Origin of the sequence: Lentimicrobium sp. S6 (assembly GCF_013166635.1) — a bacterium.
Classification (GTDB): domain Bacteria; phylum Bacteroidota; class Bacteroidia; order Bacteroidales; family UBA12170; genus UBA12170.
This window is the reverse complement of sequence record NZ_JABKBZ010000062.1, coordinates 20,848-33,126: the sequence shown is the minus strand read 5'-3', so window position 1 is coordinate 33,126 and position 12,279 is coordinate 20,848. Positions and strand designations below refer to the sequence as shown.

At 30.7% G+C, this 12,279-nt stretch carries 13 protein-coding genes; 8 read left to right on the top strand and 5 right to left on the bottom strand.

Going from position 1 to position 12,279, the window contains the following annotated elements; translation table 11 throughout:
* Window positions 1–359 precede the first annotated feature (359 nt).
* Window positions 360–713, top strand: coding sequence for a recombinase family protein (locus HNS40_RS17120; protein ID WP_172283085.1), 354 nt, complete (start codon window positions 360–362; stop codon window positions 711–713).
* Here HNS40_RS17120 and HNS40_RS17115 read toward each other — a convergent pair.
* The 4 genes from HNS40_RS17115 to HNS40_RS17100 form a co-directional block, all read right to left on the bottom strand.
* Entirely contained in the window at window positions 653–1,447 is a 795-nt protein-coding gene (locus HNS40_RS17115) for a hypothetical protein (RefSeq protein ID WP_172283084.1), read from the bottom strand. The two genes, HNS40_RS17120 and HNS40_RS17115, sit on opposite strands and share 61 nt — an antisense overlap.
* A gap of 135 nt (window positions 1,448–1,582) precedes the next feature.
* The gene (locus tag HNS40_RS17110; protein WP_172283083.1) at window positions 1,583–3,034 is read right to left on the bottom strand and encodes a serine hydrolase domain-containing protein; all 1,452 of its coding nucleotides are present in this window, start codon (window positions 3,032–3,034) and stop codon (window positions 1,583–1,585) included.
* An 83-nt stretch (window positions 3,035–3,117) separates the two neighbouring features.
* Window positions 3,118–4,551: a serine hydrolase domain-containing protein gene (locus HNS40_RS17105; RefSeq protein ID WP_172283082.1), complete on the bottom strand. Its 1,434-nt coding sequence runs from the start codon at window positions 4,549–4,551 to the stop codon at window positions 3,118–3,120.
* Between the two features lie 11 nt (window positions 4,552–4,562).
* Window positions 4,563–5,219, bottom strand: coding sequence for a TetR/AcrR family transcriptional regulator (locus tag HNS40_RS17100; protein WP_172283081.1), 657 nt, complete (start codon window positions 5,217–5,219; stop codon window positions 4,563–4,565).
* 162 nt (window positions 5,220–5,381) lie between these two features.
* Here HNS40_RS17100 and HNS40_RS17095 point away from each other — a divergent pair, with 162 nt between their 5' ends.
* Complete coding sequence (locus HNS40_RS17095; protein ID WP_172283080.1) at window positions 5,382–5,714, top strand: caspase family protein; 333 nt, start codon at window positions 5,382–5,384, stop codon at window positions 5,712–5,714.
* A gap of 63 nt (window positions 5,715–5,777) precedes the next feature.
* Window positions 5,778–7,138 (top strand): IS3 family transposase gene (locus tag HNS40_RS17090; protein ID WP_371742953.1). Its coding sequence is split into 2 segments (ribosomal slippage): window positions 5,778–6,122 and window positions 6,125–7,138, totalling 1,359 coding nucleotides; the frame shifts between segments, so codons are not numbered across the junction.
* Window positions 7,139–7,284: 146 nt separating this feature from the next.
* Here HNS40_RS17090 and HNS40_RS17085 read toward each other — a convergent pair.
* Window positions 7,285–7,947 carry a hypothetical protein gene (locus HNS40_RS17085; RefSeq protein ID WP_172283079.1) on the bottom strand — a complete coding sequence of 221 codons (663 nt, stop codon included), beginning with the start codon at window positions 7,945–7,947 and terminating at the stop codon, window positions 7,285–7,287.
* Window positions 7,948–8,582: 635 nt separating this feature from the next.
* Between HNS40_RS17085 and HNS40_RS23540 the strand changes: the two genes are divergently transcribed.
* The 5 genes from HNS40_RS23540 to HNS40_RS17065 all read left to right on the top strand — a co-directional run bounded on the left by HNS40_RS23540 (window position 8,583) and on the right by HNS40_RS17065 (window position 12,247).
* Window positions 8,583–8,708 (top strand): hypothetical protein, encoded by a 126-nt coding sequence (locus tag HNS40_RS23540; protein WP_256367555.1) that lies wholly within the window; start codon window positions 8,583–8,585, stop codon window positions 8,706–8,708.
* 80 nt (window positions 8,709–8,788) lie between these two features.
* Entirely contained in the window at window positions 8,789–9,217 is a 429-nt protein-coding gene (locus tag HNS40_RS17080; protein WP_172283078.1) for a MarR family winged helix-turn-helix transcriptional regulator, read from the top strand.
* Window positions 9,218–9,228: 11 nt separating this feature from the next.
* Window positions 9,229–9,804 (top strand): GNAT family N-acetyltransferase, encoded by a 576-nt coding sequence (locus HNS40_RS17075; RefSeq protein WP_172283077.1) that lies wholly within the window; start codon window positions 9,229–9,231, stop codon window positions 9,802–9,804.
* Window positions 9,805–9,813: 9 nt separating this feature from the next.
* On the top strand, window positions 9,814–10,932 hold the full coding sequence (locus tag HNS40_RS17070; protein ID WP_172283076.1) for a FlgD immunoglobulin-like domain containing protein: 1,119 nt from the start codon (window positions 9,814–9,816) through the stop codon (window positions 10,930–10,932).
* A 178-nt stretch (window positions 10,933–11,110) separates the two neighbouring features.
* Window positions 11,111–12,247 carry a C1 family peptidase gene (locus HNS40_RS17065; protein WP_172283075.1) on the top strand — a complete coding sequence of 379 codons (1,137 nt, stop codon included), beginning with the start codon at window positions 11,111–11,113 and terminating at the stop codon, window positions 12,245–12,247.
* Window positions 12,248–12,279: the final 32 nt, after the last annotated feature.

Sequence of the window (12,279 nt, the reverse complement as noted above, 5' to 3'; positions counted from 1 at the left end):
TGGTGTTGATTTTCAGAAAATTGCACATGAGTTAATCAACAATAGTGAAAATTTTCTGTTTTTTAGAGAAAAAGAACCTATTCTAATTCAGCTTGATAAGGCAGTCTGATTTGGTGCGAAACTTCAGTTAAATTGTAAAACATAGTACCGGTAAAAATAACGAAATTTGTCATACAAAACCTTAATCATTAATAGTACATTTATTAAAGAAAAAACAATTATCAATATTCATCTTATTATCGTCTCAAGATTTGAGGGATAAATGAGACTTAACCATTTGTCCTTTTTTATTATTAAATTATTCTCATAAACTCGTTTTATTAATTAGTCTAACCTGCCAACGATTAAACGAACCTAAAATGAAAATTGGATACGCAAGAGTTTCAACAAAAGATCAAAATTTGGATTTGCAGATATCTGCTCTAAAAGAAAATGATTGTGAAGAAATATTTTCAGAAAAAATTAGTGCGGTTAAAGAACGACCAGAATTAGAAAAAATGATTTCAATACTTCGGGAAGGAGATGTAGTTGTTGTTTGGAAATTAGATAGGCTTGGCAGGTCAGTCAAACATTTGATTAACCTGGTAACTATGTTCCGTGAAAAAGGGGTTGAATTCATAAGCATTAATGACAACATGGATACAACCACAATTCATGGCCGGTTAATATTTTCTATTTTTGCTTTATATTCTGTGCCTCCGAAAAAAAGATAACTTTGTGCATCTGAAGGAGGTTGTATATCATGATTTTTATTTAATGCAATTTTAAACGAATAGATACCTCCTAAATCAATATCTACTCTGTCTTTATATACTGTACCATCCTTCATTGTTATTTCAAAAGGAACAGAATAGGTTCCTGTTTCTGTTAATTGCATATCAAGGATACTTCCGTTTCCCTTATAATTGAATTTTTGGGGATTATGTAAAAATATTTCATTTTGTATAAAGTCAAACTCAACAATAAAGTGTTTGAAAAAAGTATTGCATAGTTGACCGTCAGCACCAGGAAACATTTTTGCATAACCGGCAACAGAGGGTGATACCAACACTGGTTGTTCATAAAAGATAATATGTTTAAAGTTTAGTTTCAGGTTATTTGAAGAATACAAACTAGTCGAATTTTCAGCACTATTTCCTGCCATTGAATCTTTTATCACCGGATTTAAAGTGAGTTTCTTTATAAGTGGTGAGCCAAATAACCAAACCTGATTCCATAAAATACCGTTATCAATCATTAAGGTTGCTTTTTCACCATTAATTTCTAATTCCATTAATGGTTTACCATTGTGCATTTTAAAAGGGACTTTTATGATATCATTTTCACTTATTAAAACCTCATAACTACCAGGTCCGAGCGTTAATAATGTGTCTATATTAGATGTGTTTTGGGCATTTAGTATAGTTCCAATTATTAGCAAGCTAAAAATTAACTTCAGTATTTTCATTTTGAACTAAAAATATTAGTGATTATTTTTTTTTGACATTTTATTAATAGCAGCTTTTTCATACTCGTTTTTAACTGAATCAATTATTTTAGCATCAATCCAATAGATTCCTGCTTCTCTATTTATTTCATTGTTTTACTCTTTCAAAAATCTTAACACTTCTGTTACATTTAAATTTTCAGGATCGAGTCTTAAAGATTTTTCATAATTCTCAATTGCATTCTCAATATTACCAGCTTTCAGATGGGCTTCTCCAAGACTATCAAAAGCATTGGCAGATTGTGGAAATATTTTGACAATTAACTTGAATATTTCTAATGCCTCATTTAAATTCTGACTTTCTAAAAAGTGGTAACCCAGTGTATTTAAACGAGATTCTGATCTGCTATATCTGTCTTTAAAACCATTTATCAGAAGGTGTTTAATAGTGTCCTGTGTCACTTTCAATCCTTTCAAATACCACAAATCAAACAAATAATTACTTAAAGGTCTTTTTTTTACGGTTATCGGCTTATTATTAAGAATATTTCGGATATTATTTGAAATATCAAATACTTCAGACATTCCTGCATCATTAGTAAAGATTATAATTGAATGTTCATTTGCTAAGTTATATTCATTATGACATCTGAAACCTGCTGTTGCACCTCTGTGATATACTAATTTTTCATTTTCTTTTTGTTGAATGTGCCAGCCAAATCCATAATTTATCTTTTTACCATCATTTAATTCTGTTGGTTGAAAAATCAAATTTAATGATTTCTCACTAAGTAACTTCTCGCTAGATAATGATTGATTCCAAAGCAATATATCATGAACTGTTGAGTATAGACCACTTTCTCCATTCACTTTTAATTTAAGGTCCCAGTCAGATTCCATTTGGAACTCATAGCTTTTAATCCTATTTATCGCAACCGTATCTAGATGATAGTTAACACTGGAACTTTTCATACCAAGCGGAATAAAAATCTGCTCAGAAATAAACTCATGATAAAACTTGCCAGAAACCTTTTCTATTATTAGAGAAAGAAGAAAATAACCAGAATTACTGTATGACCAGTTTGTACCTGGTTTAAACTTTAGTCTTTTGGAATTTAAAATCTGATCAAATGCTTCTTTTGGAGTGATTATTTTCATCTGATTGTTCAATTCCAAACCTTGTTCATTTAGATAATCGAAAAGACCTGATGTGTGTGTTAGTAAATGATGTATTGTTACTTCACTTGCAAAATCCACAAACTCTGGAAAGAATTCTATAAGTTTATTATTAAATTCTATTTCACCTTTTTCAATCAAAATCATGATCCCTGTTGCTGTGAACTGTTTGGCAATCGAACCAAGCCCAAATACATCATCAATCATCAAATTCGTTTTATTCTCAAAATCTGCAAGTCCATATGCACCCTGATATATTACATTTGATCCTTCGGCAGCTAAAACACAACCATTAAACATTCCGTTTTGAGCATATTGGTTTATTAACTTGTCTATTTCTGCAAAATTCAATGTTTGAGAATAAGCATTAAAACTGTTTAACAAGACATTAATTACGATAGCTGTATAAGCCCAAATTATTTTTATCTTCATGAATATCTGATTATAAAAGGGTTATTATTTTAAAATGACAGTTTGTTAAAAGCAATTTGTTTTTGTTGACAACTGAAATAATACTATTGTCTCAGTTTTTCTAACATTTTAATTGCACTTGCATTCTTTGGATTCAATTTTATAGATTTCTCATAATTCTCTATAGCAAGTTCTCTTTTACCTGCCTTCATATATGCTTCACCGAGGCTGTCAAAAATATTAGCATCATCTTTAAAGAGATATGTATTCAATAAAAAACAATTAATTGCCATTTCAGTATCATTTTGTTGCAATAATGCATATCCGAAAGTATTAAGTACATCAGAATTTGGGATTTGGTAATTACTCTTTTTAAGAATTTCTGAAATATTTGCATGCACAAGCTCAACACCTTCATCTTTTATTAAAGGGTAAAGAAATTCTGCCACCGGAGTTCTTGGAAGGGAATATTCTTGGTTAAATAAAATTGATTCTATCTTAAAAAATATTGATTCCGCTCCATTATCATAATTTGATAATACAATAATTGTGTACTCATCATTAATATATCTTCTAAACCAAGTATTAATTCCGGGAGAACCACCGGCATGACCTATAACTGTGTTATTAAATCTTTCGAAGACCCCCCAATAACAAGCATAATTGTTTTTATATGGAGTAAACATTATTTTCTTGTATTCGTCAGAAAGTAATAAAGTATCATATAAAGCCTGATCAAATAAGAAAAGGTCTCCAACTGTTAATTGCAATCCGCCAGCCGGACTTGGTGCATATAAAGTATGAGAATTATTACTGAATCCTCCACTCATTTTTTTAATATACCCAGTGGCACGATTTGGAATTACATCATCCGAATTCTTATAGCTTGTATTGTTCATATTTAGTGGAGAAAAAATATTTTGTTGAAGAAAACCAAAATATGATTGGCCAGTAATACTTTCAATCACTGCTCCCATAACAATTGCTCCAGAATTTGAATAAGCCATATATTCTCCTGGTTTACTAAATATAAGATCTTCTGAATAGATAATCGGTATCAAGTCATTAATACTACTTAGATTATTCTTGTTGCTTACATAAACTGGATTTGATAAATAATCACCAAGCCCCGATGTATGTGTTAATAAGTGATGAATTGTAATTTCTTTTCCGAATGGAAAATTTGGTAAATATTTTATTACTGGATCATTTATTTTAAGTAATCCTTTTTGGGCTAGAATCATTGTTGCGGTCGAAGTAAATGATTTGCCAATTGACGCAATATTAAACTTTGTTTCTAAGTTGTTTTTTATATTATGATCTTTATTAGCCTCACCAAATGCTTTTGAATAAATTATTTTACCTTTTTCTGCAACCAGAATAGCTCCTGAGAATAATTCAAGCTCAACAGCTTTCATAGCTACTTCATCAATCTTTGTTTTAATATTATTTACATTTGATATTTGACCAATTACCATATTGTTTAATAAAAAGGTCGCTATGATTATTAAATTCAACTTAGACTTCATTGTTTTCATTTTAATTTGTTTTAATTTGCTTTTACAGAATTTGGCGTTAGTCCATCTAAAAATACTTGAACAAACATTTCATACGCTTCTGAAATATCAACTTCCTTGGAGTACACCCATTCCTCATGATCATTCATGAAAAATTGTTGATTGAGGATGGTACGTAGTAGAAGATAGAATATATTCAGTACCATGTTATAATTAAGATCCGTCCGAAAGCTTCCATCTTCAATACCACTACTTATAAGTTCTTCAATGTATGGCATCTCCGAATCAAAATATTTCCCAACATCTTCAAATACTTCAGGCCTTACCTTGTCTCTTTTCAACCCTTTATAATCCCATTCAAGCTGAAATTTAAGGGCGTAGGGATATTGGGAAAAGAATTTTTGGAATCCCATTGCTATCATATAAAGCTTATCTGCTCCTGTTTTAGAATCTGATATACAGGCTTCCATAAATGGAATTTTCTTTAATTGGATTTCTTTATATACTAAAAGCGCCAATTCATCCTTGCTCTTAAAATACTTGTATAATGTAGGCTTACTAAATTTAGCCGCTTTTGAAACCTGATCCATTGTGACATTTTCAAATCCATATTTAGCGAACAATTCCTCGGCTACACAAACGATATCCTTAATTCTGTTTTCAATCTCTCGTTGTTTTCTTGTATTCATAAATTAACTCATAGTAAATTTAATTTACGCAAAGTAAATCATATTTTTCATTTAATGAAATTATAAGATGTTTTTTTTTGTGACAAAATAATCCGTTATGTGATAAAGTCTCGTCCTTATATCTGGTTCTTAGTTGCCCGCAATGCCAATAAAATACAATAAATGAGAAATTATATAGGAATAATAATCGCTGTTGAAAACTATCATGACTCAAAAAAAATGGGAAAGGTAAAACATGCGATTGATGATGCAAATGCATTCTTAAATACTTTAGTTGAGCTTGGTTGTGATAGAGATAATTTTGAATACCTACCTGATAACCTAGCTACTAAAACAACGATTGAAAAGAAAGTTAAGGAAATATCAAGTTACGCGAATAAAAGTGATATAATCATTCTTTATTATGCAGGTCATGGATTCTATTACAATGGTAAGAACCTTATTTCTTCAATCGACACTTTTTTAGACACTTTAGACGAAACTGCTATAGTGTAAATATTCAAACAAAAGTGTACTAGTGCCTACCTAAAATTAAGAGACATTTTGTTAATTTTAATAATAAAGGAGAATAGCAAAATGGCAAAGAAAAGTTCAACAGGTTTAATTAAAGATATTAAACGACAAACACGCAGAGTTTATAGTGCAGAAGAAAAGATTCGAGTTGTAATTGAAGGTATGCAACGAGAAGAATCCGTAGCTGCGATATGTCGTAAATATGGCATTAATGATAGTGTTTATTATAAATGGAGCAAGGATTTTCTAGAAGCTGGTAAAAAGCAGTTAAGTGGTGACACCACAAGAAATGCTACAAATGATGAAGTTGATCATCTTAAAAAAGAAAATGATGATTTAAAGAAAGCATTAGCTGACTTATACTTACACAATCAATTATTAAAAAAAAGTGTAACTGGCTTGGAGTAAACCCTAAATATCGTAAGTACATGAGAATTAGTCAACTTGAAAAATTTGAAATCATACAACTTGTTGAGCAAAGCACAATAAGTATAAATAAGACTTTAGCAGAATTAGGTATCCATAAAAGCACATTTTATAAATGGTACAATGCCTACTTAAAAGACGGTTATGATGGCTTAGCAAAGAAACCAAGAGCTAGAAAACAGTATTGGAATCAGATACCTGAGGGTGAAAGACTGTTAATCATAGAACTAGCTTTAGAGCACCCAGAGAAGTCACCTCGTGAAATAGCATGTTTATATACCGATACTTATAAGCGTTTTATCTCTGAGAGTTCATCTTATCGTATATTAAAGGCAAAAGGCTTAATTAGACCTCCTGCATTCGATTTAATAAGGGCGTCAAATGAGTTTAAAGATAAAACTGTAAGAGTAAACGAGATGTGGCAAACTGACTTTACTTATTTTAAAATACTGGGTTGGGGTTGGTATTACTTATCTACAGTTCTTGATGATTATAGCCGTTTTATTGTGCATTGGAAACTATGTAAGAACATGACTGCAAAAGATGCTGAAAGTACTATAAATGAAGCTCTATGCCTAACAGAGTTTAAAAATAATCAAAAGCCTAAACTGCTAAGCGATAATGGTAGTAGCTATATAGCGGCTGACTTTAGAGACTACTTGCAAGACAATGATATTAAGCAAATACATGGTAGGCCAGGACATCCGCAAACACAAGGTAAAATTGAAAGATACCATAGGTCGATGAAAAATGTGATTAAATTGGATATCTATCACAGTCCAATGGAGTTAGAGCATGCGTTGAAGAAGTTTGTGCATTACTATAACTATAAGAGGTACCATGAATCATTGAATAATGTAACACCTTCTGATATGTATTTTGGAAAAGCACATAGAATACTTGAAAAACGAAAGAAAATTAAACAACTAACATTATCTGAAAGAAGAAGTAAATATTATGCTAGCAGGCAGGTTAGTTAAATTTATTCTGACACATTTTTTGGATCCTCAAAAATCCAGTAAAAATGTCGTTGGAAATAAAATTAACGGCTTATTAGCTCAGCCTGAAAATTATTATTTATTTTAGTGAAAAATAAGAATTAAGTGTCTCTTATTTATTTAAACATTTAGTACACTAAGTTTTGAAGACTTACAGTAAAACTGTCAGAAAGTTCTGATTCTAACAGAATATTTTTAAGCAAATATCTATTGCCAATAATTAGATTATTCTCCTTAAGTTTAAACAGGTATTCATTTTTCATGGTTTGGCTAGGAAATATATTAGCACCCTCTAAGGAGAAAAAACTTAAGTTTCCCGATTTCTTTTTTTTATCAAGATTAAACCAACATACGATAAGTACTTTTAACGAAAACCCAAGTGATTTATACTTTTTTAAATCGAGAATAATTCCTTCCAATTTTGGATGCTTAATTTTTACCTTAACTGACTTTATGACTTTTGGTTTTCGATTATAAAAGTTTAATGGTAAAGTTTCCCAAACACTCATATTGCAAATAGGACAAAAAGGAATGCCCCATACATTTCTACCCTTAGCTTTTTGCCAGGAAATTGTATCATGAGTTGGGCAACTATTGTCAGAATTTTCCTTATATTTTAATATATACCGTAACCCGCCTAAAGGAACGCCAACCAATTTATAATCGCTAATGATGTCTTTTGCTTTTTGGTCTGTAAAATGATAGGCATCAAATATGTTTTGTACTTCAGATGCACTGAGATGCTTTAGCTTCTCATCTATTGGAATGGGAACTTTTTTCAATTCTACCATGGCTCTATTTGTTAGTTAAAACCAGGCTCACACATAAATGAAAAGGTGCGAACCTTTGCTATATCTAAAGCTGAACACTGGTACCGCCAAGCACCGAACAGAACTATAGACTAGCGAAAGGAACGCACCCTATTTGGATGCATTCGCTTTCTAGTCTCTCTCTGTAATTGAAATTGGCGGTTTCGTGTTCAGAGAAACTTCAGCGTCGCAATATTATATTCTAGGGCAAAATTAGTATTTATACTGAAATTGACATTAGACACATTGTACTTTTACTCATAATTTTTAATGGAGCAGATAAGGATAATTCAATCCATATTTATTTTTTCCATCTATTACAGGATGTCTCTTAAAATCTCCGTTTAAATTAATTTTTTATCCCACAATATTTTAATCAGGAGCGAACCAAATTACCTCTGTTTAATTGAGTATTTCAAAACTGAAAAAGGTGAACTATGGGTCGTAGGAATTAATAAATGGAAAATGGTGGCAAAAAAAGAAATTGCACTTAGAATGTATAAGCAAGTAAGTTTTGAAGAAATAGGAATAATAGCCTGAGCTAGCAGAATTAAAACCTTAAGCGAAACATTATTGAAAGATATTAGCTGAATTGAATCAAGCCATAGAGTTCATTTATGATAATGCAGAAAATTGAAATATTTCAAAATAAAAATTATGTATGTGGGCTCAAGCAAGATGGCTATTGGGCTGCTTCATTGAGAGGAAACCCAGATGAAGGAAATAATGAATCTGTTTGTTAATTAAAAAGTAAAAAAAATGCTAAATTATTTTTTTTATTTGATATATCAATTATATTTGTAACAAATATAAATAAATAGTGATGAAAACCCCTAAACAAACAATTTTTTATTCTATTGAAAAAACAATTAAAGAATATAGAAAATTTGTATTAAAACGAATACAAGAAAAATTTAAGGACATAACCGTTGATCAAGCTCTCTTAATTCAATTCTTGAATGACAACCCATCACTTTCGCAAAGTGAAATTGCCAAACTTATCTTCAAGGATAATGCTTCAATAACCAGAATGATAGAATTAATGGTTAAAAATAAATACTTGAAGCGTTCAACAGATATAAATGATAGACGAAAATATAAAATTGAGCTAACTGAATATGCCCAAAAGATACTTGGTGAACTAAACAATATAATTTCATCAAATAGAGAAATTGCTCTAAAAGGAATTAATGATGATGAAATTAAAAACATAGAAAAAACCCTTTCTAGAATAATTGAAAATTGTAACTAATGAAATTCTTAATGAAAAAAAGTGTTCCTGATTTTCAAGATAAAATAGCACGGTTGAAAAAATTACTTCAGCACAGAAACCCCTGCCAACAAATAAACGAGAAGATTATTCAAAAAACTATTGATCATATTGAATACGAAAAAAAGTATTTAAAGAGTTTTCAGCAATTAAATGAAGAGTGGCTGAATTCATATTTAGAACTAACTGAACATGACATTCAGGTTCTTTCAGACCCCATTAATGAGATAATTAATAAAGAAGGTAAAATATTTTTACTTAAAATAAAAGAAGAAGTAATTGGTACATATGTATTGCAAAAAGTTAACAACAAGGCATGTGAACTTCAAAAATTTACAATTAAAGAAAAATATCGTGGCCAAAAGTTGGGTAAAATGATGCTAGACAAAGCCATTGAAAATGCTCTAAAACAAAAATACTCAGCAATATTATTATTCACAACTACTGAGCTTGCAGAGGCAACCAACTTATATAAAAATAAAGGATTTGAAGTGATTACTAATCATCCGGAATTAATTGATAAAACAGGCAGACAATCAATATGTATGCAATTAAATATTCACGAATAAAGATAAATTATGAAAACAGTATTTACAATAAGTTTATTAATTCTTGGAGTATTCCTGTCAAAAGCACAGGACACATTACTAATTTATCCGCAAAAAATTGTAATTGATAAAGCACATAATCGCTACTTAGTGTCAAATTTTGGAAGTTTAGGTGATCTAGTTAAAATAGACAGCCTTGGGATACAAAGATACTTTGTGGAAAATGCCCACATGAACGATGGTATGCAAATAGTAGAAGATACAGTATATGGATCAGGAGATGGCTCTGATGGAAGTGTTTTGGGCTATGATCTGAATTCAGGAGAATTAGTTATGGATATTAATATAGCTGGTGTTAACCATTTATCTAGTTTTGTGGTAGACTCCATGGGAATCCTATACACTTCAGAACGCTTTGGGAATAGAATTTTTAAAATTAATCCCAAAACACAAGAGTATTGGGTATGGGTAGAAGGAGAGGGAAATGAACTTCATTGGCCAAATGGTTTACTCTATGAACCGGAGTACAACAGGATGTTAGTTTGTCAGGATGTTTCAAATCCAAAGATCAATGCAATAAACCTAACTGATTCAACAATTTATACTATAACTAGTACAAACCTAGCAGGCAGCGACGGAATTGCGAAAGATATGGAAGGTAATTACTACATAACTGGTTATGAATTGCCCGGAATTTATAAATTTAGTCCTGATTTTAGCGGTGATCCAGAACTATTTTTCGAAGGAGACAAAATAATTTACCCAACCTATAATGAAGACCACAATTCGCTGCTATTTACTTATTATGATGATAAGGATTGGGGGGAAATCTTTCTTGATTCAACTCTTATTTCACTACCAGAAATAGCCAAATCAGCAACGATAGAAAAGATATATCCTAATCCATTTAGTGATAATACCACCATTAACTTTAACTTGAATAATCGTTCAAATACAAAATTAGAGGTTTTCGATACTTTAGGAAAAAGAATTAATATTCTTGTAGATGAAACAAAACAGCCTGGTACTTATACGGTGTCATGGAACGGCAAGAATAACTCGGGAAAACAAGTCTCAAATGGCACTTACTATTTCAAACTGACGGTTAAAAGGAATACAGCAACTAGAAGTGTTATTTTGCAACGGTGACAATAAAATATCTAAAACAAAAATTCGAGAAGCAAGTTTTTGTTACGAAAAACAAAAACTTTGATCAAGTCATTTTAATCCCACATTGTGGGTTTAAATTGCGAAAAACAATGTTTTGTACAAACTTGATACCTCGTCTGTTTGCAGAGTGGATGTTCATCCTATTAAAAAAAAACATATGAAAAGTATTAAAATAGCATCAATTACCTTATTAGTGGCTACTCAATTATTTACATTACAAATAAATGCCCAAGAATCTAAGGAATTTACTGACATCAACGAGAATTGGGTTTCATCATATAAATCGCAAGATGAAACATCATTATGTGCAATTTTCAGTGATATATCATTTTTAGAATCAGAGCTGCACCGTTTGGGGAGAGGTGATTTTGAACTCTCAACAATGTTTGTAGCTTATAATCTTTATGTTGAAAAAACACTTAGGCGTATTCGATTGAGAGGCCGTGTTGATTTTGATTTTGATGGCTATTTTAATTACGATGCATTTGAAATGATAAAGAAATATGGGATTGTTCCATATTCAAATTATTCCGGACTTATAAAATCAAAAAAAGTACATAATCATTATAAATTTTATAAAGATATGTATGACTATACACTAAGAGTTGAACAAGATGGACGAGAAGGCAAACTTAATAGTCAATGGAGGGACGGGATCTTATCCAGTCCTTGGATAGATGGGTTTAAAAAAATACTCACCAAAAATATGGGCAAGTTACCTATAAGCATTGAGTATAATAATAAAGTAATGACACCCATTGAATTTTCAGAAAGCATTCTTAATATTCCATTTGATGATTATATAAAAATTACATCTTATTCATATTTGGAATTTAATAAACCAGGTGAATTATTAGTCGATGGTAACTGGCTGCATAAAAAGGATTTTTACAATATAAAATTAGACGAATACATTAAGCTTATTGATTCTGCTATCAACAAAGGATTCACATTAACTGGTGATTTCCATATTACAGAAGAATCATATAAAAGTAATCTGGGCTATGCTGATTTTGAAATTGACAGTACCAATACAATAATTGACCAGGATACTCGTGATAATCTTTACGAAAACTGGAAAACAACAGATATCCATAATGTGCAAATCATTGGAATAGCAAGAGATGAAACTGGAAAAAAATATTATAAGATTAAGGATTCAAACTCTAAAAAGCAGTTTCCAAATTCGCCAATATATTTTTCTGAAAATTATTTTCGCGCAAGAGTTTTATCTGTTATGCTGCATAAAGATGGCATCCCTTCTAATATTAGAGAAGTTTTAAAAATAAAATAACATTAGCTATTAAAACCAAACTATACCTAAAT